Source organism: Streptomyces sp. NPDC041200 (genome assembly GCF_055591805.1).
Window position 1 is genome coordinate 1 of the sequence record NZ_JBVIZF010000062.1, and the last position, 21,979, is coordinate 21,979.

The following is a 21,979-nucleotide window of genomic DNA, read 5'->3' on the forward strand; positions in this document are numbered from 1 at the left end:
GGGACGCGCGGCACCGAAGAGACGCTGGAGTTCAGCGCCGTCAGCCCCGGCTCGTGGGGCGGCGCCGTCCAGGTGCGGATCCAGCCGGTGGCCTCGGCCGCGCTGCCGGTGCTGCCGGAGCCGCAGGAGGGCGCGCTGTTCGTCACGCAGCTGGCCGCGGACGCCGCCGCGGACAGCGAGACGGTCGAGGTCGCCGCGCGGACCGGGCTCGACCCCGACGACCTGCCCGCCGATGTGTGGGTGCAGATCGGCTCCGGCCGGTTCAAGGTCCAGGTCAGCCAGCCCGCCGACGGGAAGGTGACGCTGACCCTGCCGTCCGGCACCTCCCACGCGGCGTGGCGCCGCGGGCTGCTGGTGCGCCGGGTGCGCCGGGGCAACACCTCGGCAGGCCCGACGCTGCGGGTCGGCGGGGCGAGCAGGCTGTACAAGGGCGCCGTCGTCCAGCTCGACGACGGCACCAACCTGACGGTCCGCACGGTCGAATCGGTCGCCGCGGATGTCGTCACCCTCGACGGGAACGTGCCCGGGACGCTGTTCGAAACCGACCGGCTGCATCTGGTCGAGGCGCAGGTCGACGCCCGGTTCACCGACTCTTCGGGGACGGTGGTGACGGAGTCGTACCCGGGCCTGCGGCTCACCGGCGACGCGCCGTCGAACCTGGTGACCACGCTGGCCGGCCGCTCCCAGCTGGTGCGGGCGACCGCGCTGTCCGGTCTGTCCACCGACCCGGCGAAGTTCCCCGTGCCCGCGGTCGGATCCTGGCTCACCCTGGCGGACGGCGACGACGCCTACGGAAGCCTCAGCGTCGCCGACTTCGTCGGCGAGGACGGCGGCAGCGGCAAGCGCACCGGGATCGCCGCGCTGGAGGACATCGACGAGGTGGCCGTGTGCGCGGTGCCGGGGGTGTGGTCAGGGACGGTCGAATCGGCCCTGGTCACCCACTGCGAGCTGCTGCGGGACCGGTTCGCGATCCTCGATCCCCAGGACGGCCTGGACACCGAGGGCATCCAGGCGTTCCGCGAGCCGTTCGACACCAAGTACGCGGCGCTCTACCACCCGTGGCTGGTCACCCGCGACCCGTCGACGGGCCGCGACACCGAGGTGCCGCCGTCGGGTCACATGGCGGGGATCTACGCCCGCACGGACGTCGAGCGCGGAGTGCACAAGGCACCGGCGAACGCGGTCATCCGCGGCATCCGGCTGACCGACGGCATCGCCCAGGACGTCACCAAGCGCCATCAGGACCTGCTCAACCCCAAGGGCATCAACGCGCTGCGCTTCTTCCCCGGGATGGGCCACCGGGTGTGGGGCGCGCGCACGCTCTCCTCGGACAGCTCGTGGAAGTACGTCAGCGTCCGGCGGCTCTTCCTCTACCTGGAGGAGTCCATCGACGAGGGCACCCAGTGGGTGGTGTTCGAGCCCAACGACGAGGCGCTGTGGGCGCTGGTCCGTCAGACCGTCACCAACTTCCTCACCACCGTCTGGCGCAGCGGCGCGCTCGCCGGAACCACCGCCGACGAGGCGTTCTTCGTCGCCTGCGACCGCACCACCATGACCGAGGACGACCTCGCCAACGGCAGGCTCATCTGCGTCATCGGCGTCGCGCCGGTCTTCCCGGCGGAGTTCGTCATCTTCCGGATCCAGCAGAAGACCCGCGAGTCCCAGCTCGCCTGAGCGCCCGACCGAGGACTGAGGAGAGGCCACCATGCCGCCCGTCACCAGGGACGATCCCTACGCGTCATATAACTTCCAGATCATCGTGACCAACGTCAGCGACGACGGGGTCGCGGTGAGCGGGTCCTTCACCGAGGTGAGCGGGCTGGAGCTGGAAATCCCGCCGATCGAGTACCGCACCGGGAGCGAGGACATCACCGTCCGCAAGATCCCGGGGCTGAAGAAGTTCACCAACCTCACCTTCAAGCGCGGCGTCACCGGCCACGTGGGCTTCTGGAACTGGGTCGTCGAAGCCCTCAACGGCAAGGTACGGCGCACCTCCGGGTCGATCGTGCTGCTGGACGAGAACCGCCAGGAGGCCATGCGCTGGAACTTCGACCGCGGCTGGCCCACCAAGTACACCGGCCCGACGCTCAGCGCCACCAAGAACGAGATCGCCATGGAGACCCTCGTCTTGGCGGTCGAGAAGCTGGAGATCGACGCCTGATATGACCGGCGAAGCGCTTCCCGGCGTAACCCTGACGTCCGCGCCCCGTGACCCGGGCACGGAGCCGCTGCGCACGGACGTGGCGGCGTTCCTGGGCCGGCTCCGCCGGGGCCCGGTCGGCACTCCCGTGCGCGTGGAGAGCTGGAACGACGTCGTGGCCGCCTTCGGACCGCCGGAGGGCGCCTTCGCCACCCCGTACGCCCTGCGCGGCTTCTTCGAGAACGGTGGCCGCACCGCCTGGGTGATCCGCGTGTCCGGGCCCGCGACCTTGGCCCGGGCACCGTGGGAGGCCGGGCCCTTGCGCGGACTGGCCGCCACCGGCTTCCAGGTGGTGGCCACCAGCCCCGGCGCGTGGGCCAACGGCGCGCGCGTCGCGATCCGTTACCAGGCCAGCACGGTCGCCGGACCGCCCACCGTGGGCGTACGGGTCATGCTGCCCGGCGAGCCGCCCGAGACCTTCCCCGGGCTGCCGCTTACCGAGGTGGCCGACCGGCTGGCCGCGTCCCGCTACATCCGGCTGGTCCCGGACGGCCCGCCACCACCGGCGGGACCGCCCGGCCCGATCACCGCGTCCTGGGACCTCATCCTCGAGGGCGGCACCGACGCCGCGCCCGCCCGCGACGCGTACACCGGCGCCCTGACCGTACAGGCCGAACTGCCGGAACCGGCGCTGGTGGCGCTGCCGGACCTCGGCACCGACCTGTCCGGCACCGCCCACACCGACGTGGTGCTCGAACTGCTGCGCGGCATCGAGCCGTTGCACGACCGCCTCGCCGTCCTCGACGTACCGCCCCGGCTGTCCTCCGTGGACGAGGCGGCGAGCTGGGCGGGCGCCCTGGCGGCCACCGGCGACAGCGGGCTGCTCGGCTGCGCCGCCGTCTACCACCCGCCGCTGCGCGTCCCCGACGGCCACGATCTGCGGACCGTCCCGTCCTCCGGGCACGTCCTGGGCGTCATCGCCCGCCTCGACGGCGAGCGCGGCGCCCACCACACGCCCGCGAACGCCGTGATCCTGGAGGCGGTCGACCTCGCGGCCGAATACCCGGAACCGCAGCAGGTCCGGCTGTTCGACGCCGGGATCGACCTGATCCGCTGCACCCGGGGGCGGGGGCTGATGGTGTGGGGCGGGCGCACCCTGTCCGCCGACCCGCGCACCCGCTACATCGCCCACCGCAGGCTGGTGCACCTGCTGGTGCGGGCCATCCGGCGGGCGGCGGGCCCGCTGGTGTTCGACGTCAACTCGCCCGAACTGAGGCTGACCCTCGTGCGGGCCCTGACCTCCGTACTCCTGGCCGCCTTCCGCGCCGGGGCGCTCGTCGGTGACCGGCCCGAGCAGGCGTTCCGGGTGGTGTGCGACGACACCAACAACCCGCCCGAGCAGGACCCGGGGCAGCTCGTCTGCGAGATCGAGGTCGCCCCGGCCGTCCCCATGGAGTTCATCCGGCTCCGTCTCGTACTCGGCCAGGACCGAGACCTGGAGGTAATCGAGGCATGACCCTGGATCCCCTGCCCAAATACCGCTTCCTGGTCACCCTCGACCCCGGCGACGCCTATCTGCCGCCCGCGCAGGCACTGCTGCTGCCACTGGCCGCGTCCGGCGCGTTCCAGGAGGTCACCGGGCTCGGCGCGCAGCTGGAGGTGACCAGCTACCCGGAGGGCGGCCGCAATGACTCGGTCCACCAGCTGCCGCTGCGCCACTCCTGGAACCGGATCACGCTCAAGCGCGGAGTGGTCCGTGACCCCGGGCTGTGGTCCTGGTACCAGGCCGGGCTCGCCGACTCCCTCGGCGCCCGCCGCGACGGCGCGGTCATCGTGCTCGGCCCGGACGGAGTGCCCGGCGCGGCATGGGCCTTCCACGGCGGGCTCGCCGCCAAGTGGAGCGGCCCGGACCTGCACGCGGAACAGAACGCGATCGCTGTCGAGACGCTGGAGATCGCCCACGAGGGGCTGACGAAGGTCCTGCAGGACGCCGCGGCGAACGCCCTGTCCCGCCTGAGCCCAGGGAGGTGACCGGGGTGCCGAAGGTGACCATTCACCATCTGGAGGTCCGGTTCCAGGTCGACGGCGACGACGGCGCCGTGTTCACCCGCCTGTTCAACAAGCACATCCAGGCCTGGGCGAAGCTGTACGAGGACCAGTGCGCCCGCGCCGAGCACACCAGGGCCGAACGCCGCTTCGGCGACGGGGAGGTGCACCAGTGAGTGTCACCCCCGTGTCCTTCGCGGGCCAGGGCGCCGCCCGGGCCCGCCTGGAGATCGTCCGCCCGGTGATCGCCGACGAGCGGAAGCGGCGGATCCCGCTGCGGTTCAACCCCACCGACTACAAGCTGAGCAAGGCCAACACGTTCGCCGAGATCACCATCCCCGGTCTGGAGACCCCGCCCCTGCAGTACGTGCGCGGCGGCACCGAAACCCTCACCGTCCAGGCCCTGGTGGACACCTCCGACACCCTGGAGAACGTACGCACCGCCTACGTCAACGCGCTGCGCAACCTGCTGCGGCCCGACAGCCGCGAACACGCGCCGCCGGTCGTCCGCTTCGTCTGGGACGAGGAGGTCTTCACCGGCGTGGTGGAGAAGCTCGATGTCAACTACCAGCTGTTCCGGCCGGACGGGGTGCCGCTGCGCGCCATGCTGGACCTCTCGCTCAAGGAGTTCCGTACCGCCGCCGTCCAGGTCGCCGAGACCCCGCGCTCCTCGCCCACGGTCGAGAAGAGCTATGTGGTGCGCCGCGGCGACACGCTCAGCTCCATCTCCGCCGCGCTGTACCGGCGGCCCGACGCCTGGCGGGAGCTGGCGCGCGCCAACGGCATCAGCGACCCGCGCGACCTGCGGCCGGGCCGGGTGCTGACCGTGCCCCGGCTGCCGTGAAGGGGGCGCGATGAGCACCCCGGCACCCGAGGTCGCGTCGCCCGACCGGTACGCGCCCGAGTTTGACGTGCGCATCGAGGGCCTGGAGGTGGACCCGTCCACCAAGAACGACATCATCGACATCAAGGTGAACCGGGACATCGACGAGATGTCCGGGTTCGATCTCACCCTGAACAACTGGGACGACGCCAACCTGCGGTTCAAGCACAGCGATTCGCCGAGCTTCCGGCTCGGCGGCCGGGTCTCGGTCCGGCTCGGCTACGCCGACAAGCTGCTCACCGTCGCCACCGGGACCATCTCCACGCTCAGTCCGAAGTTCACCGACGCCGCCTCGCCCACCGTGCAGGTCAGCGGCGTGGACGGGCTGCTGCGGCTGAAAGACCGCAAGCCCACCGAGAACGAGACCAAGACCTACCGCAATCTGCCCGACTGGCGCATCGCCGAGCAGATCGCCCAGCGCAACCATCTGCGCATCGAGGTCACCAGGGAAGGCCCCACCCACGACCTGGTGGTGCAGAAGAACCAGGACGACGCCACGTTCCTGCTGGAGCGGGCCAAGCGACTGGACTTTGACTGCTACATCCTGCCGGACGCGACGACCGGCGAGGACACGCTGTACTTCATCAAGCCGACCGACGGCCGCGACGGCCGCCCGATCCGGCTGTACCGGCTGGCCTACGCGCCGGGGTTGAGCACCGGCCCCACCGGCCAGCCCGCGGGGCTCATCCCCAACTTGATCGAGTTCACCCCGACGCTGACGGTGTCCCAGCAGGTCAGCAAGGTCACCGTGCGCGGCTGGGACCCCCGTACGAAGCAGCCCATCGCCTTCACCGCCACCGCCGAGAACCTTCCCGCCGGGCAGAACACGGCCGATGGGCAGAGCGGGCCCCAGGTCGCCGAGTCCACCCTGCAGGGCCGCCAGGAGGTCATGGTCGACGCGCCGGTCGGCAGCGATCAGGAGGCCCGCGAACTGGCGATCAGCCTGCTGCGCGAGCGGGCGTACGAGTTCATCACCGCCACCGGCAAGGTGGCCGGACTGCCCGAGCTGCGCCCCGGCGACAACCTGGAGATCTACGGCCTGGGCCGCCGCTTCTCCGGCACGTACTTCGTCAAACGGGTCGAGCACACGCTCAACTCCAGCGGCTTCTTCACCCAGTTCACCGGACGGCGGATCCATCAGGGGGACCAGTGACCATGAGGGGCACGCCACGCGCCCGCTCCACCGACAAGCGCTACTACGGCGTCGTCGAGGCGCTCGTCGTGGAGAACGAGGGCGACGACGAGGGCCAGGTCAAGCTGAAGTTCCCGTGGTTCGACGACACCACCGTCACCGACTGGATCCGGGTCAGCCAGCTGTACGCGGGAAACGGCTACGGCTCGGTGTTCGTGCCCGAGAAGGGCGACGAGGTGCTCGTCGCCTTCGTCCACGGCGACATGCGGTACCCGATCGTCCTGGGCGGCCTCTACAACGGCAAGGACAAACCTCCGACCGCCCGCACCGAGGGCCGCGACCAGAAGATCATCCGGACCAAGCACGGCCACCAGGTGCTCCTCGACGACACCGAGTCCCAGGCCGCCGTACGCATCACCTCCGCCGCCGGACACGTGGTGGAGCTGGACGACCAGGGCAAGGCGGTCCGGATCACCGCGGCCGAGGGCGGCAGCGTCACCGTGACCGCCCAGGGCGACATCACCCTCAAGGCGCCCAAGGTGACGGTCGACTCGCCCTCCATCGACCTCGGCGGCGGCGCCACCGAACCCCTCGTCCTGGGCAACGCGCTGCTCCAGGCGTTCAACACCCACACCCACCCCTCCGCCGTCGGCCCGACCGGCCCGCCGACGCCGCCGCTCACCCCGGCCGTGCTGGCCAAGAAGGCGAGGACGGCATGAGCGAGGAGTTCCTCGGCACCGGCTGGCGGTTCCCGATCCTGCCCGACGCGTCCGGGCGGCTCGGATACGCCACCGGCGAGGAGAGCATCGAACACTGTCTGCGGGCGCTGCTGCTCACCGGCACCGGCGAGCGCGTCATGCGACCCGAACTGGGCACCCGCGCCCACGAGTTGCTGTTCGCGCCGGGCAGTGTGCAGAACCTGCGCGACCTGGAGCACTCGATCGCCGCCGCCGTTCGCGACCACGAGCCTCGCGTGGACCTGGAAGAGGTCCGCGCGGAGGCCGACCCGGCCGACGAATCGCGGATCACCGTCTCCGTCGTCTACCGCATCCGGCGCAGCAACACCAAGGCGAACCTGGTGTTCCCGTTCTACACCGGGCTGACAGACCTCACGGGTTCCACGGGCCTCTCCGGGGGGACGCGATGACGCTGCCCGCGCCCAAGCTGGACGACCTCACCTGGGCCGACATGATGGCGGCCATCCGCCGCCGCATCCCCGCCGAGTCCGACGGCACCTGGACGCTGCACGCGCCCGTCGACCCCGGCGTCACCCTCCTCGAACTCTTCGCCTATCTCCTCGAACAGCGGCTGTACTGGCTCGACCAGGTGCCGGACGCGCTCGTCGTCGCCATACTGCGCCTCCTCGGCCTCGAACCCCCGCGCCCCGCCCGCCCCGCCGCCACCGTGCTGCGCCTCGCCGCCCGGCAGGAGGACACCGGCGTACCCGTCCTCCCTGCCGGGACCGCGCTGACCCGGGACCCCACCGGCCGCATCGTCTTCACCCTCGACGACGACGTGGCCGTCCTCCCGCTCGCCGAGGGCGGCGAGATCACCGTATGGACCGACCGCGACCGCACGGCGGACCTGCGGGCCCGCCGCGGCATCGCCCTGCTCGCGAGCGACGGCGCCCCGGCCGAGGCCCGGTTCACCCTCCCGCTCACCGGAGCCCACCCCGCGCCCGGCCCGATCGGCCTGCTGGTCGAGCTGGACGCGCCCGCCGCGTCCGTACCGTCCTGGCTGCCCGGCGCGGCCGACGGGGTGCCGCCGCCCGCCGAGCTGACCTGGTCCTGGTTCCGGCCGGGCACGGACATCACCGGACGCTTCGAGAAGGTCGAGGACGGCACGGCCGGGCTCAGACGCTCCGGCGTCGTGCGGCTGCATCCCCCGGCCGACTGGACCACCCAGGACACCGGGCTGCTGCTGTCGACCCCGGCCGCCACCTACGCGGCCCCGCCCCGGCTCCTCCAGTTCGCCGTCAACGTGTCCGCCGCACACCACCGCGTCCACCGCACCGCGAGCGGCGCCGACCTCCACGAGCAGACCGCCGCCTGGCTCCGGCTGCCCGGCCAGCATCTCGTCCTGCCGGACGCCGCCGACCGCCTCCTGGAAGCCACGCTGCGCCTGGCGGGCCAGGAGTGGCAGCCGGTCCCGGACTTCACCTTCGGCGCACCGGCCGACCGGACCTTCCTGCTCGACCGGGCCGAAGGCGCGCTGGTGTTCGGCGACGGACTCACCGGACGCGTCCCCCGCCCCGACCCGGACCTGCGGGTCGCGTACGTCACCGGCGGCGGCCGGGACGGCAATGGCGGCATGACCGGCAACTGGCTCCCGGCCGCGGACATCCCGGCAGCGGTCTTCGCCGCCAACCTCGTACGGGCCGAAGGCGGCGCGGACCCCGAGACGATTCCCCAGGCGCGCCAGCGCGCGGCCGCCTCCCTCGGCGAGGTGACCCGCGCGGTCACCGCCGACGACTTCGTCACTCTGGCCCGTACGACCCCGGGCGTCGCCGTCGCCCGCGCCTACCCGGCCCTCGGCAGTCACCCCGGCTTCCCGTGCGCCACGGTGCCCGGCGCGGTGACCGTCCACATCGTGCCCGCGGCGCCCCGGGAGGACCTCGGCCGCGAGGATTTCGTCCCCGCGCCGCTTCCCGACCCGGGCATGCTGCGCGCGGTCGCCGCCCGCCTGGAACAAGCGCGGCTGCTCACCTCCGAGATCTTCGTCCGCGCGCCCCGCTACCGCGATGTCGCCCTGCGCGTCGACCTGTCCGGCGACCCGGCCGACCGCACCCGCGTGTCCACCGTGGTCACCACGGCGCTGCGCCGCTTCCTCGACCCGCTGGCGGGCGGCGACGATCAGGACGGCTGGCCCTTCGGACAGCCGCTGCGGCCCTCGGCCCTGCTGCGCGCCGCGCAGCGGGCGCTGGGCGACCTGGCCGACATCGCCGCCGTCGCGATCGGCCTCGACGGAGCCGACGCGGCCGAGACGTGCGACGAGGTGCCGCTCGGCGCCGGGGAGTTGCCCGTCCTGCGCACGGTCCGCACCCGGATCGTGCCCGCCGTCGAACCGGGGGAGGGGCTGGCATGACCGGCGACGTGTGGTGGGAGAGGGACGCCCGGGAACAGGAGCGGGCGGACGGACGGACCGTACCCGGCCCCGGGCCGACCGGCGTTCAGCCCGAACTCGTCGACGCGACCCGCGAGGCGGTCCGTACCGCCGTGCGCGGCCGCATCGCGGGCTACACCCCGGGCTGGACCGACCCCGACCGCCAGGACGCCGGGGTCGCGCTCGTCCGCCTCTTCGGCACCCTCGCCGAACCCGTACTCGGCCGCGTCAACCGGCTGCCGGAGAAGGTGCTCGCCGACCACCTGGCGACGGCGGGCGTGCGGCGGCGCCCGCCCGGCGCGGCGGCCGCGCTCCTGGAGTTCACCGTCAACCCGCCCGACGGCTCCTCCGTGCTCGTCCCGGCCGGGTTCCAGAGCGCCGCCTCCACCCCGGCCGGGCAGGTCGTCTACGAGACGGACCAGGACCTGTACGCCACACCGGCCACCCTCGGCGCCCTCGCCGTCCAGGAATCCGGACGGCTGGAGACCCTGCCGCTGGGCCCGTCCGGGCCCAGCCGCCCCTTCGCGCCCTTCGGCCGGGACCCGGAACCCGGCAATGGGCTGTGGATCGGACTCGCGGGACCGGCCGGACCCTACCCGCGGCTCTCACTGGGCTTCGTGGTCGTCGCCGCGCCGCCCGCGCCCGCGGCCTCCGGCGGGCTCGTCCCGCTGCCGCTGCCCCCCGCGCCGCTGCTGCGCTGGGACGTGCTGGACGGCACCCGGCTCGTCCCCGCCGAGGTGATGCGGGACTCCACGGCCGGGCTCAGCGCGAACGGCACCGTCGAGCTGAGGGTGCCGCGCTCATGGCAGCCGGGCAGCCCGCCCGGCACCCGGCCCCGCCCCCTGCTGCGCTGGCTGCGGCTGCGCATCGCCCACGGCGCCTTCCCCGGAACCGCGCCCGTCCTGTCAGGGCTGCGGCTCAACGTGGTCACCGCCACCGCCGCCCGCACCATCCGCGACGAACCGCTGCAGCCCGTCCAGGACGCCGCGGCGACCGGGCGGCGGCGCATGAAGCTCAGCCAGGTGCCCATCCTCGCCGGATCGGTGGTCATCGAGGTCGACGACGACACCGGCGGCGACGTGTTCGGCACCACCGCCGGTACCGCCTCCCGGTGGCGCGAGGTGGAGAGCCTGGCCGGATACGGCGCCGACGACCGGGTGTTCACCGTGGACCACGACACCGGCGAGGTGACCTTCGGGGACGGCGTCAACGGCGCGGCGGTCCCGCCGGGCTTCCGCAACGTCCGCGCCGTGCGCTACCGCGTGGGCGGCGGCAGCGCGGGCGCCGTACGGGCGGGAGCGGTGAGCGGGGTGGTGACCGCGCTGCCGTTCGTCACCGGCGTGGCCAACCCCTTCCCGGCCTCCGGCGGAACCGACGCCGAACCCGACGCCGACGCCATGCGCCGCGGCGTTGGCGAACTGCGGGCCCGCGGCCGGGCCGTGGCCCCCGCCGACTACGGACAGCTCGCCCTCCGCGCGCCCGGCGCCTCGGTGGCCCGCGCCCGGGGCGTGCCCGGCCTGCACCCCGACTTCGCCGGGGCGCCGATCCCCGGCGTCGTCGGAGTCCTCGTCGTACCCCCCGTACCGCCGGACGGCGACACCGGCGACCCGCCCGTCCCCACCGCCGCCACCCTGCGGGCCGTCGCCGACTTCCTGTCGCGTGAGGCCGCCCCCGCCGGGGTCACCGTGGTCGCCGCCCCCGTGCCGTACCGTCGCGTCGGCGTGGAGTCCTGGGTCACGCTCGACCCGGACCTCGACCGGGCCGCGGTCCTCGCCCGGGCGGGCGACGCGGTACGCGCCTACCTGGACCCGCTGCGCGGCGGGGAGGACGGCGCGGGCTGGCCGTTCGGCGGCGCGCTGCGGCACACGGCGCTGGTGCGGCGGCTCCTCGCGGTCGACGGGGTGCTGGCCGTCACCCGGCTCTCGCTCACCGTCGACGGCATGCGCCTGCCGCCCTGCACCGACCACGCCCTCCCGCCCCACACCCTCGTCTGGCCGGAGCGCCCGCTGCTGATCCCGGTAGGAGACCAGCCATGACGTGCACACCCCACCCAGCGACCTTCCGGCTGCTCGACGCCTACACCGGCTGGGACGAGCCGGACACCGGCGCCCCCGACGGCATCGACGGCATCGTGGGTTTCGACGACCCGTCCGGCCTCCGCCTCGCCTACGGCGGCACCGTGCCGGAAGGCCCCACCCGTGGCCAGCTGCTGCCGTGGTTCCCCGACCCCCGCCTCGCGCCGGGCTGCGGGCCGTGCGCCTGGTACCTGCTCGTCCCCGGCGAGCGGCGGCTGCTGCGCCGCGACGCCTGCGGAGCGTTCACCCCCGTCTGGCCACCTGGCTGCGACCCCGGCCTGCTGCGCGCGCCGGTCTCGGTCGCCGCGCGCGGACACCGGCTGACCGTGGTGGACTCCGGCCGCGTCCTGGTGTGGCGCCGCGAGGGCGCGCAACTCGCCGGGGTGATCCGCGCCGAGCGGGCCCGCTGGGCCGCTCCGGCCCCCGCCGACGAGATACTGGTGGCCTGTCAGGGCAGCACGGCCCTGCTGCGGTACGACCAGGCGGGCCGCTTCCGCGGAGTGCTCCGCACCGGAGCGCGCGGCGAGGTCGTCAGCCTGCGCACCGGACCGGAGCGCAGCGTGTGGCTGCTCACCGAGGACGGCGGACGGCTCACGATCCACCGGGGCGGCCACCGCGGCCCCTTCCGCACCGTCACCGTCGACGAACTGGCCACCGCCCTGCCGCCGTCCGCGCTCACCTCGGCCGGTGACGACGGGTTCTGCCTGAGCGGGCAGGGCCCGGACGGCCCCGCCACCACCTGCCACACCTGGCAGGGTCTGCCCCGGGACCCGGCGCCCTCTGCCACCGACACCTACCTGACCAGTGGTTCGTACCTCACCACCCTGATCGACAGCGGCATCTCACGGTGCCGCTGGCACCGCGTCCGCGTGGACGCCGACGTGCCGGACGGGACGACGGCCGCCGTGGCGATCGTGGTGAGCGAGGACGGCCGCTACGAGGACAGCGACTGGCAGACCTCGGCCCCGGGAATCACCGACTTCCTCGTCGACCAGCCGCCCGGCCGCTTCCTGCGGCTGCGGCTGCGGCTCCTCGGCGACGGCGCCGCGACTCCGGTGGTACGCCGGATCCGCCTCGATTTCCCCCGGGCCACCAGCGCCGACCTGCTGCCCCCCGCCTTCCGCCAGGATCCCGCGGCCGACGACTTCACCGAACGCTTCCTGTCGCTGTTCGACGCCACGCTCGCCCAGCTCGACCGGGTCATCGAGCGGTATCCGGCCCTCCTCGACCCGGCGGGGGTCCCCGACCGGGTGCTGCCGTGGCTGGCCGGGCTGCTGGGCCTGTCGTTCGAGGCGGGCTGGGACGCCCGCACCCGGCGGGCGCTGCTGGCCGCCGCCCCGGAGCTGTACCGGCGCCGGGGCACACCGTGGGCGCTGCGGGAGGCGGTGCGCATCGTGTTCGGCGTGGACCCGGTCATCGACGAGCTGGCGACGGACCGCCGCTGGGCTCACCTGCGCGCGGCCATCACCGGCGCGGGACAGGGGCCGGGACAGGACCAAGGGCTGGGCGCCATAAGGCTGTTCGGCCGGTCGGCGAGCCGGTTCCGGGTCGGCGGCTCGGCCCTGGGCGCGGCGCCGCTGCGCGCCTTCGGCGCCCCCGACAGCGACCCGTTCACCGCGCACGCGCACCGGTTCCGGGTGGCCCTGCCCGCCGGATCGGCGGACGGGACGGCGCTCGCGCGGCTGGTGGAGCGACAAGCGCCCGCGCACACGGTGGGGTCGGTACGGACCGGCGGCGCGGGGTTCGTGGTCGGGTCGCGGTCCACGGTCGGCGTGGACACCGCGTTCGTCCCGCTGCCCGCGCCCGTACTGGGCGGCGCGCGTCCCCTGCGGCTGGGCCGCGACGGGGTGCTGAGGCCAGGGCCGAGAGGATTGCGCCGAGGGGTGGGCGTGGGAGTCGTCTCCGCCGTCGGTGTGCACACACAGGTGTCGTGAGAGGACGGGGCATGACGGAGACAGAGACATCACGGTCAGGCACGGAGGGGTTCGACGCGGCACCGCTGCGCCGATTGCGGTACTTCCATGGCCAGATGCTGGGCGCCCGGGACTTCCAGCGCGAACAGGACTACCACCGCGAGAAGCTGAAGCTGCGCATGCGCGCGCTCCTCGGCTACGGCGTGGTGTGCGGCCTGCACGTGGAACCGGCGCGGCGGGACGAGGACGACTGCCCCCCGGACACCGGTGGGGACACGCCATCGGCCGAGCAGAGCGGCACAGAACTGGCCGAACAGAGCGGCGACGGAACAGCCCGGCACACCCGGCGCCGAGCCAAGGTGACGATCACCCCCGGTCTCGGCGTGGACTGCGACGGCAACGAGGTCGTGGTGCGCGGCGGCTGCGTCATCGACCTGTGGAAGGCGCTGCCGCCGCACGAGCGGGACACCGACACCGTCTGGGTCGGCGTCGAGTACGCCGAGCGGCCCGTCGAGCCCACCCGCGCCGTCTACAACGACGCCTGCGCGGACACCTCCGACTGCGAGTTCGGCTGGACGGAGGAGTGCTACACGGTGCGGGTCACCGGGTGCGAGCCCCCGGCCGACGAACGCTGCGACACCTGCTGCTCGCCCTGCGAGCACAAGGTGCTGTGGCTGGCCAGGATCGATTGCGTCGACTGGCACGAGCCGGTGCGGTGCGACCAGATCCATATGAACGTACGCCGCGCCTTCGGGCGCCACGTGCCCACCGTGATCACCGGCATCAACTGGATCCACGGGTACACCTACACCATCGACGAGGCCAAGGCCCTCCTCGGCACCCAGGACGAGGACGGCGGCCTCGTGGTGCGGTTCTCCTCCGGCGTGCGGACCGACACTCTGCGGCCCGGTGTGGTGGAACTCCAGGTGATCGAGGGCGGCAGCGGACGCAACGCCTCCACCTGGTACATGGGCGGCAGGTTCGCCGAACCGGACACCGGATCGGACACCGAAACGCGTGGCGAATGCGGCGAGTTCACCGACCGGTTCCGCTACCGCCAGACCACCCGCGAGACGCTCCAGGACGGCGACCGCGTACTGATCACCGTCCGGGCCGCGTTCCTCCTCGACCGCTGCTGCCGCCCGGTCGACGGCACCCACGTCGGCGGGCGCGTACCGACCATCGACGACCACAACACCCGGTCGGCCGCGCACGGCGGCGGCTGCGACCTCCCACCCTCGGGCATCGGCCCCTGGACGTCCGGCACCGGTGCGGGCGGGGACGTCTTCGAAAGCTGGTTCTTTGTGAAGGAGCGCTGATCATGCGAACAGACTGCGGATGCGGCTGCGGTGGCGACGCCACCCGGACCTCCGCCTTCGTACGTCCTCGCTTCTTCGCAGGGCAACTGCTGACCGAGGACGATCTCAGCCTGCTGCTGGACTACACGACGGCGAAGCGCAGACTGCACAACCGGTCCCTCTACGGGCCGGGCGTCATCTGCGGCCTCGGCGTCACCTGCGACCCGTGCGGCAGCGGAACCGTGGCCGTGCACCCCGGACACGCCCTCGACTGCGCCGGGAACGACATCGTCGTGCCCTGCGCCGAACACGTCGATGTGCGGGCCCTGGTGCAGGAGCGGCGCGTGCAAGCCCTCGGCGTGGACTGCGGGGAGGACTGCGACGACGACGGAGGCCGTCGCTACGGGCTCTATGTGCGCTACCAGGAGCTGCCCGTCGAGCCGGTGGCCCCGTACGCCACGGAGGAGCCCTGCCCCTCACCCGGATGCGTGCCCTCCAGGGTCCAGGAGGGGTTCCGCTTCGTCGTCAAGTGCGACGACTCCGAGGACCACCGCCACAATCCCGGCACCCGGCTCCTCGCGAGCATCGGCGACCTCCCACGGGCGGACCGGGCCCGCACCCGCGACCGGCGGCTCGGCCTGTACACCGATGCCCTGACCCTCGCCTCGACCGGCGTCGGGCGCACTTTCCGCTTCGACGCCGCCGACGCGCAGCGGTACGCCACCGCCCTCTCCTGGCTGCGCGAGAACGCGGCCGGAGAGGGCCCGCCGCCCCCGCCGACGGCCCGCGAGATGACCGAGCACGTGCGCGCGCTCGCCGCCGCCGTCGCCCGGTTCGACACCTACGACGCGGCCGGGCAGGGCCAGCTCAGGCATGACTACCCCGACCTCACCACCGTCCAGGAGGCCCGCGGCGCCCTGGGCACGGCGTGCGAACGGCTCCGGTCCGCCGACACGGAAGCGGCGTGGCCCGACCCGCTGCACGCCGCGATCGCCCACGCCGTCGTCACCGAGACCACGGCCCGGGTCGTACCCGAGCGGGGCACCGTGGACGCGCCACTCGAACTGCGCATGCTCGCCCAGGGGACCCCGCTCGGCCACGCGCTGCGGGTGGAGTTCCGCGCGGACCTCGGCCTGATCCGCGAGTGGCTGCTGTGCCGCCTGGACCAGGCCGACGGCCTCGCCGACTGCGCGTTGCGCACGGACGTCGCCGCCGCCGACGTACCGCCGCCCCTGCCCGCCCCGCCGCCGGACAGCACTGAGACGGCGACCGTCGCCGAGGCGCAGCAGATCGCCGAAGCGGCCGCGACGCTGTCCACCGCGGTCCGCCGTTTCCTGGCCGACGCGGCCTGCGCCACGCTCAACCCCCCGTGCGGCGACTGCACGGACACCGACGTCCTGCTCGCGCGGGTGGAGCTGGAGGGCTGCGACGTCGTACGGGTCTGCTCCGCCACCCGGGAACAGGTGCTGCCGGGCGGCTCGGCCTACGGAGAATGGCTGCCCAAGCTCTACCGGCTGCGCGAACTCGCCGAGCGCGTGTGCTGCCAGCCCCTGCCCCAGTACCGGACGCTGCCGCTCCCGACGGAGGGCCCGGTGGCGCGCCCGTACGCCGACGGGCTGCTCGGCGACTGGCCGCGCACCGGGGACCTGGAGGAGATGCTGTCCCTGCTGCTGACCCCCGCACCCGGCGAGACACCGCCCAAGGCGCTGCACGAGCAGGTCTACACGACCCCCAGCGAAGTCACCGACAGCATGCAGGAACTCGCCCGGCTCAGGACCCAGGTCGCCGATCTCACCGCCGCCGTGGAGGGCCTGCGCGCCCACATGGGCAGCGCCGAGACGCAGGTCACGCATTTGGAGGAACGCTTAGCAGAACGCGAAGGCACACCGGACCCGGACGCGGCCGGGGGAGCGGACCCGGCGCCTGACCAGGCACCGGCCCGTGGGGACGACGAGCAGCCCAAGCCCCCGGCCAAACGCGCCCGGTCGCCCCGCCCCCGTACCCAGAAGCCCGGTGAGACGCCATGACGGGCCCCCTGCGCCCCGCCTTCCACGAGGGCCAGGTACTGGCCGCCGCCGACCTGTCGGCCACGGTCGAGTACGCACGCGCAAGCGCCACCCGGCACGCGCGCCACCTGCACGAGTGGGGCGTCGTCGAAGGGCTCGGCCTCGCCGTCGAGCCCCGTACCGACCCGGCGACCAATGTCCGCTATGCCGAGGTGAGCGTCGCGGCGGGCATCGCCGTCGACGGGACCGGCCGCGAGGTGGTCGTCACCGAGCCGGTCGTGCTGCGCGAGAGCGACTTCGAAGAGATCAACGGCGCGGACCAGTCGAGGGACGAGCCCTACCCGGTCTTCCTCACCTCCGCCGACCGCGAACCGGCCCAGCGGCCCGGACCGGTCTCCTGCTCCGGCAGCGCCACCAAGACCCGCGTGGAGGAGTCGTACCAGATCCTCTTCGGCCGCCACGGCGACGAGCGGCTGGTCGCGGAGCAGCGGCCGCCCGCGATCGGCGCCCCACCGGCCGACCCGCCCGCCCGCTGGCTCGTCCTGCTCGGCTACGTCCGCTGGACGGACGGCCACTTCAGCGGCGTCGAGACCACGGCGCGCGGCGTCGCGGTCCGCTACGCGGGCGTGCGCGCGGACACCGTATCGGCCCGGTCGGGCGCGCTGACCCTGCGGACGGGCGCGGAGCCCGAGGAGGGCAAACCCGCGCTCGTCCTGTCCGGGGGCGACACACCGAACCTGGTCTTCGGCCTCTACCAGGGCAGTGGCACGGTCGCACCCCTGATGACGGTCGCCGCCAACGGCAACCTGACCATCGAGGGCAGCTTCAGCGGCCGGATGCCCGCCGGGAGCACACTGGTGGCGTCCGGGACCGCCACCGACGGCATGCTGCTGCCCCTGCCGTCCGGCATCACCCCGGAACAGGTCGCGGACGGCCGGGTCGTGATCCACGTCCAGCTGACCCCGCGCATACCGCCCCTGCCGGAGGCGACGCTGTACAGCCCGGTGGAGGCCACGGTGGACGCCGACCGCCGGGTCCGCTGCCGGGTGCGCCTGCACAACCCCCTGGTGACCCCGGCCAAGGTGACCGAAGCGCCCGGAGCGGTCGACTTCCTCGTCGTGGCGACGGTCGCACCAACGAACGGCGGTGGCTGACGATGGCTCTTACCGTGGTGTACGCGGCCGACACCGGCCACGTCGTGGGCGCGCTGGCCCTGACCGGCACCGCCCCCGGCTCCGGCGCCCCGGCCACCGAGGCGGCCGACCTCGTCGGGACCGCGCTGCCGCTGCGCGTCTCCCTGGGCGACGGTCGTATCGCGGCCCTTCCGCTGAGCGCCAGAGAGCTGGCCGTGGCGGCCGTGGACGACGAACCGGGCGCCCTCGCCGAGCCGTTGGCCTTCGGGGTCGAGGTGACGACCGACGGCAAACCCAAACCGGCGCTGGTGCGCCTCGCGTCGTGGCCCGACAACGTCGCACTGGCCACCGACGGGCTCACCCTCACCGTGCAGGTCGCCGTGGCCCGCCCCACGCCCGTGGTCGCCCTGGTGTCCGACGAGCAGAACACCCATGTGCTGGCCGGGGAGATCCCCGCCCAGCAGACCCAGGTGAAACTGCCGGTGACCCTCGCCGCGGGCGATGTGCACGGTGTGCTGGTGCTCGCCGCGGGCTGGGCGGGCCACCTGACGATGGAGAAGGTGACATGAGCGCCCCCACCGCGCCGGACACCGGCGAGACCGGAGGCCCCGGTGAGATCACGGTGCACCGCTGCACCGTGACCGTGGTCCGGCGCGGTGGGTGGAGCTGGGGGCCCGATCCACGCGGCCTCGTCCGCCAGGTGGTGGACTCCCTCCCGGACCTGCTGGCGGACCACTTCGCCGAGCGACTGGACGTGGACGGACCGGACGTGGAGATCACCGAACCGCTGACCGTCACCGTCCGGCCGGGCCGGAGGGGCGGCACCGGCCGGGCCGCGAGCGGCGGGCCGCCCGTCGAGGTCCACTTCGCGCCCGTGCCCATGATGGAGATCCCCGCCGACCCGTCCGGCACGGACGCGGACCGTGTGCCGTTGGAGGAGTCCTTCGCGGCGGCGTCCGCGGCGCCGACCGCCCCGAGCGCCGCCGCGCTCTTCACCGAACTCGCCGAACGCGGCGAACTGGACGCGCTGCTCGCCCTGCTGCCCGACGCGTCCGTACGGGCCTATCTGCCCGCCCTCCTCGGCGCCGACGACACGACGGCCGCGCGGCTGCTCGCCGAACTCGTCGTACGGACCCTCGCAACCCGGCCCGCCGAGGCGCTGCCCGAGCCGCTGCGTACCGCGGTCGCGGCCGCGGGCACCGCCGCCGCCGACCTGCCCCGGGCACTCGCCGCCCACCTGATCTCCGCGGACCCCGAGGAGACGGTACGGCTGGCCCGCGATCTCAGCGGAACCCCCGGCCAGGAACCGCCAGCCCCTCCGGGCCGCACCACCGGTCCGCCGCCCGGCACAGCGGGCGGCGACACCATCGCGGCGGAACCCCGTGCGGCGGGTGCCACGCCGATGGTGCCGCGCACCACCGGCGAAGTACGGGTGTGCTCCGCGCTGCCCTTCCTCCTCGCCGGGCCCCTCGCCCGCATCGGATACCTCGACGCGATCGGCCCCGCCCTGTCCGGCCTCGAACTAGCCGAGGACGCACCGCTGTTCGCGGCGGCCCTCGCGTACAAGGTGCTGGGTGCGACCGCGCGCGGCTGGCGTCGCACCGATGGGGACGGCGAGGCCGCGGCCGCCTTCGCCGGTCTCCACCCACCCGTCGCCGAAGAACACCTGACCGCCTTCGCCCGTCAGGTGCGCCCCGCGCTCCCGGTCCTCGACGGTGTCCTGGCGCTCTCGGTGTGCCGTGGCCATGACCCCGTCGACCCGCTCCTGATCACCGGCGCCGACGACGCGTTGCTCCTCGCCGACGCCCAGGGCATGTTCCCCATCGCCTGGGCCACGGACGCCGCCGGGCTGCTGCCGTACTGGCAGGCCTCCGGGCGGCCGACCGTACTGCTCTGCGACGGACCCCTGCCCTCGGGCACCCTGCGCGACCTGGCCTCGCAAGGCGTGCCGTTCCTCACCGGCGTACGGCCGCTGCGCGGCGACCCGGTGGCGCGGCTGCCCTGGCGCACCCCGCTGTGGAGCGCCGCGGACACGGCCCCGGACCTGCGACTCGCCGCCGAACTGCCCGCCCACACCGAGCGGTTCGCGGGCCTGGTCACCGCCCTGGTCACCGAGCGCCGGGCGGTACCGCTCGCACCGGAAAAAGGCCTGGAGCGCACGGTCACCCTGGCCGCGGCGCTCGGCCTGTCCACGATCGCCTGGACGCTCTGGCGCGACCGCGAGAGACCGGATCCGCTGCTGGCCCTGCGCCGCTTCGCCGACTTGGAGGCCACCGTGCGGTTCGAGTCCGCGGCCGTCCGGGTCCGCGTGCCGATGGGACGGCGCCACGCGGACCTCCTGCGCGGCGGCCTGCTCGCCGACGTACCCGACGTGGTCTGGCTGGGCGGCCGGACCCTGACCTTCTCGGCCGGGTGAGACACATGGGCGAACCAGCGGTCGAGCACCTGCGGATGCGGCTGGCCGACACACACCGCGCCCTGCACGCCGCCGTCGAACGGCAGGCACAGCTGGCGGCCCGGCTCACCCGGCCGGACCTCACCCCGTACTGCGTCACCGACGAACAGGTGGGCGTACTCCTCGGTGAAGTGCACGCCTTCACCGACACCATGGCCGCACCGTACGCCCCCCGGCGGCAGGAGCCGGAAGCCGAACGCGACCTGCGGCGGCGCGCGTCCGCCGAGGGCACCACCCTGCCCCTGGACGCCCTCGCCACCCGCTTCGGCCTGACCCGCGCCGAGCAGGACGCGCTGCTGCTGGTCGCCGCGCCCGAACTCGACCGGGGCTACGAGCGGATCTACGCCTACATCGTGGACAACCTCAACCGCCGCCTCCCCAGCGTCGAACTGCTGGTGACCGTGGGAGCGGGCACCGGCGCCGACAGCGCGCCCGCCCGCCTCGCCCTGCGCCGCTCCCTCGGCCCCGCCGGGCCCCTGCGCCGGTACGGTCTGCTGCGCGCCCACGGCGAGGCCCCGGTCGAGCTGGCCCAGGAACTGGTCCTCGGCCCCGGGGTGCTGGACTTCCTGCTGGGCTGGGGCGGCGACGTCGGACTGCTGGGCCACGACCCCGGCGACGTCGCGCCACCCGAACCGCGTGTCCTGTCCCCGTACCTGTCCTCGGACCGGCTCATCCGGCTGGGCCGCGCGCTCGGCTCCGGAGACATCGACCTGGCCGGGCTGTGGGGGTGCCCGCCAGGTGGCCAGCTCGACGCCGTCCAGGCCCTGGCCCGGGCCGCCGGAACACCGCTGCGGACCCTGACCGCCGACCCCGAGGCCGACCTGCGGACCGCCGCCGCGCTGGGCGCGGTGCTGTGGATCCCCACCGACGACCTCCATGGCGAGCAGCAACGGGCGCACGCCGACGCGATCTGTGCCGCGCTGCCGCGCTCCCGCGTACCGGTGTGCCTGACCGGTCTGAAACCCTGGCGCCCCGCGGGCCTGCTCGCCGCGCGCGCCTACGCCGAACTCACCGTCCCCGCGCCGGAGTTCACCGACCGCCGGGCCATGTGGTCGGCCGCCCTCCCGGGCCTGGACGGGCCGCTCCTCGAAGACCTCGCCGTCCGGTACCGGATGAGCGGCGGCGAACTGCGTGCCGTCGCCTCCGTCGCGGACGCCGGGGCCCGCCTGGCGGGAAACGGACACCCGGAGCCGGTCGCCGACCACGTCGAACCCGCCATCGCCACCGTCACCCGCGGCCGCAGCGGCAGCGCCGTCCACTCCATCCTGCCCCGCCGCACCGTCGACGACCTGGTCCTGCCCGACGTCCAGTTCCGCCAGATCCTGGAGATCGCCTCGGCCTTCCGCGCCTGGCCCCGGATCTCCGAGAGCTGGGGCTTCACCCGCCGCTCGGGACACGGCGGCGTCAAGGCGCTCTTCACCGGAGAGCCCGGCACCGGCAAGACCATGTCCGCCGAGATCGTCACCGGCATGCTGGGCCTGGAACTCCTCAAAGTGGACCTCGCCCAGGTCGTCTCCAAATGGGTGGGGGAGACGGAGAAGAACATGGAGACCGCGTTCCGGCAGGCCGAGGAGAGCCACGCGGTGCTGCTCTTCGACGAGGCCGACGCCCTGTTCGGCAAGCGCGGCGAGGTCAAGCACGGCACCGACCGGTACGCCAACCTCGAAGTCGGCTACCTCCTGCAACGCCTGGAGGCCAGCGACGGACTGGTGATCCTCACCAGCAACCTCAAGGACAACATCGACCCGGCGTTCACCCGCCGCTTCCACTTCGTCGTCCACTTCCCCCGCCCGGCC

At 73.9% G+C, this 21,979-nt stretch carries 18 protein-coding genes; all 18 read left to right on the forward strand.

Annotated features, from left to right (window positions below):
• Positions 1–1,674, forward strand: a 1,674-nt coding sequence (locus ACZ6CL_RS40920; RefSeq protein ID WP_468946162.1) for a phage tail sheath family protein, incomplete at its 5' end; no start/stop codon positions are given.
• Positions 1,675–1,705: 31 nt separating this feature from the next.
• Entirely contained in the window at positions 1,706–2,161 is a 456-nt protein-coding gene (locus tag ACZ6CL_RS40925) for a phage tail protein (protein WP_358620129.1), read from the forward strand.
• Between the two features lies 1 nt (position 2,162).
• The gene (locus ACZ6CL_RS40930) at positions 2,163–3,656 is read left to right on the forward strand and encodes a phage tail sheath family protein (protein ID WP_468946165.1); all 1,494 of its coding nucleotides are present in this window, start codon (positions 2,163–2,165) and stop codon (positions 3,654–3,656) included.
• On the forward strand, positions 3,653–4,171 hold the full coding sequence (locus tag ACZ6CL_RS40935; protein ID WP_468946167.1) for a phage tail protein: 519 nt from the start codon (positions 3,653–3,655) through the stop codon (positions 4,169–4,171). The genes ACZ6CL_RS40930 and ACZ6CL_RS40935 overlap by 4 nt, the downstream gene beginning before the upstream one ends.
• Positions 4,168–4,362: a putative phage tail protein gene (locus ACZ6CL_RS40940; protein WP_468946169.1), complete on the forward strand. Its 195-nt coding sequence runs from the start codon at positions 4,168–4,170 to the stop codon at positions 4,360–4,362. Before ACZ6CL_RS40935 ends, ACZ6CL_RS40940 begins: the two co-directional genes overlap by 4 nt.
• Entirely contained in the window at positions 4,359–5,030 is a 672-nt protein-coding gene (locus ACZ6CL_RS40945; protein ID WP_468946171.1) for a CIS tube protein, read from the forward strand. Before ACZ6CL_RS40940 ends, ACZ6CL_RS40945 begins: the two co-directional genes overlap by 4 nt.
• 10 nt (positions 5,031–5,040) lie before the next feature.
• The gene (locus ACZ6CL_RS40950; protein WP_468946173.1) at positions 5,041–6,222 is read left to right on the forward strand and encodes a phage late control D family protein; all 1,182 of its coding nucleotides are present in this window, start codon (positions 5,041–5,043) and stop codon (positions 6,220–6,222) included.
• Between the two features lie 2 nt (positions 6,223–6,224).
• Positions 6,225–6,920 carry a phage baseplate assembly protein V gene (locus tag ACZ6CL_RS40955; protein WP_468946175.1) on the forward strand — a complete coding sequence of 232 codons (696 nt, stop codon included), beginning with the start codon at positions 6,225–6,227 and terminating at the stop codon, positions 6,918–6,920.
• On the forward strand, positions 6,917–7,348 hold the full coding sequence (locus tag ACZ6CL_RS40960; protein WP_468946177.1) for a GPW/gp25 family protein: 432 nt from the start codon (positions 6,917–6,919) through the stop codon (positions 7,346–7,348). The genes ACZ6CL_RS40955 and ACZ6CL_RS40960 overlap by 4 nt, the downstream gene beginning before the upstream one ends.
• Complete coding sequence (locus tag ACZ6CL_RS40965; RefSeq protein ID WP_468946180.1) at positions 7,345–9,285, forward strand: putative baseplate assembly protein; 1,941 nt, start codon at positions 7,345–7,347, stop codon at positions 9,283–9,285. The genes ACZ6CL_RS40960 and ACZ6CL_RS40965 overlap by 4 nt, the downstream gene beginning before the upstream one ends.
• Positions 9,282–11,339, forward strand: a complete 2,058-nt coding sequence (locus ACZ6CL_RS40970) for a putative baseplate assembly protein (protein ID WP_468946183.1) — start codon at positions 9,282–9,284, stop codon at positions 11,337–11,339. The genes ACZ6CL_RS40965 and ACZ6CL_RS40970 overlap by 4 nt, the downstream gene beginning before the upstream one ends.
• A complete protein-coding gene (locus ACZ6CL_RS40975; RefSeq protein ID WP_468946185.1) occupies positions 11,336–13,312 on the forward strand; it encodes a phage tail protein I in 1,977 nt (658 codons plus the stop codon). Before ACZ6CL_RS40970 ends, ACZ6CL_RS40975 begins: the two co-directional genes overlap by 4 nt.
• Positions 13,313–13,323: 11 nt before the next feature.
• Positions 13,324–14,610, forward strand: coding sequence for a hypothetical protein (locus ACZ6CL_RS40980; RefSeq protein WP_468946187.1), 1,287 nt, complete (start codon positions 13,324–13,326; stop codon positions 14,608–14,610).
• Between the two features lie 2 nt (positions 14,611–14,612).
• Complete coding sequence (locus tag ACZ6CL_RS40985) at positions 14,613–16,616, forward strand: hypothetical protein (protein WP_468946189.1); 2,004 nt, start codon at positions 14,613–14,615, stop codon at positions 16,614–16,616.
• A complete protein-coding gene (locus ACZ6CL_RS40990) occupies positions 16,613–17,749 on the forward strand; it encodes a hypothetical protein (RefSeq protein WP_468946192.1) in 1,137 nt (378 codons plus the stop codon). The genes ACZ6CL_RS40985 and ACZ6CL_RS40990 overlap by 4 nt, the downstream gene beginning before the upstream one ends.
• Before the next feature lie 2 nt (positions 17,750–17,751).
• Positions 17,752–18,297: a hypothetical protein gene (locus ACZ6CL_RS40995; protein WP_468946194.1), complete on the forward strand. Its 546-nt coding sequence runs from the start codon at positions 17,752–17,754 to the stop codon at positions 18,295–18,297.
• Complete coding sequence (locus ACZ6CL_RS41000; RefSeq protein WP_468946197.1) at positions 18,294–20,144, forward strand: hypothetical protein; 1,851 nt, start codon at positions 18,294–18,296, stop codon at positions 20,142–20,144. Before ACZ6CL_RS40995 ends, ACZ6CL_RS41000 begins: the two co-directional genes overlap by 4 nt.
• A gap of 5 nt (positions 20,145–20,149) precedes the next feature.
• Positions 20,150–21,979: ATP-binding protein (locus ACZ6CL_RS41005; RefSeq protein WP_468946199.1), on the forward strand; the 1,830-nt coding region annotated here is incomplete at its 3' end.

What these genes read in the sequence shown, in the direction of transcription:
- ACZ6CL_RS40990 (WP_468946192.1), top strand. Translation starts at nt 16,613, where the DNA reads ATGACGGGCCCCCTGCGCCCCGCCTTCCACGAGGGCCAGGTACTGGCC.
- ACZ6CL_RS40985 (WP_468946189.1), top strand. Translation starts at nt 14,613, where the DNA reads ATGCGAACAGACTGCGGATGCGGCTGCGGTGGCGACGCCACCCGGACC.
- ACZ6CL_RS40935 (WP_468946167.1), top strand. Translation starts at nt 3,653, where the DNA reads ATGACCCTGGATCCCCTGCCCAAATACCGCTTCCTGGTCACCCTCGAC.
- ACZ6CL_RS40955 (WP_468946175.1), top strand. Translation starts at nt 6,225, where the DNA reads ATGAGGGGCACGCCACGCGCCCGCTCCACCGACAAGCGCTACTACGGC.
- ACZ6CL_RS40960 (WP_468946177.1), top strand. Translation starts at nt 6,917, where the DNA reads ATGAGCGAGGAGTTCCTCGGCACCGGCTGGCGGTTCCCGATCCTGCCC.
- ACZ6CL_RS41000 (WP_468946197.1), top strand. Translation starts at nt 18,294, where the DNA reads ATGAGCGCCCCCACCGCGCCGGACACCGGCGAGACCGGAGGCCCCGGT.
- ACZ6CL_RS40995 (WP_468946194.1), top strand. Translation starts at nt 17,752, where the DNA reads ATGGCTCTTACCGTGGTGTACGCGGCCGACACCGGCCACGTCGTGGGC.
- ACZ6CL_RS40925 (WP_358620129.1), top strand. Translation starts at nt 1,706, where the DNA reads ATGCCGCCCGTCACCAGGGACGATCCCTACGCGTCATATAACTTCCAG.
- ACZ6CL_RS40970 (WP_468946183.1), top strand. Translation starts at nt 9,282, where the DNA reads ATGACCGGCGACGTGTGGTGGGAGAGGGACGCCCGGGAACAGGAGCGG.
- ACZ6CL_RS40965 (WP_468946180.1), top strand. Translation starts at nt 7,345, where the DNA reads ATGACGCTGCCCGCGCCCAAGCTGGACGACCTCACCTGGGCCGACATG.
- ACZ6CL_RS40930 (WP_468946165.1), top strand. Translation starts at nt 2,163, where the DNA reads ATGACCGGCGAAGCGCTTCCCGGCGTAACCCTGACGTCCGCGCCCCGT.
- ACZ6CL_RS40975 (WP_468946185.1), top strand. Translation starts at nt 11,336, where the DNA reads ATGACGTGCACACCCCACCCAGCGACCTTCCGGCTGCTCGACGCCTAC.
- ACZ6CL_RS40950 (WP_468946173.1), top strand. Translation starts at nt 5,041, where the DNA reads ATGAGCACCCCGGCACCCGAGGTCGCGTCGCCCGACCGGTACGCGCCC.
- ACZ6CL_RS40980 (WP_468946187.1), top strand. Translation starts at nt 13,324, where the DNA reads ATGACGGAGACAGAGACATCACGGTCAGGCACGGAGGGGTTCGACGCG.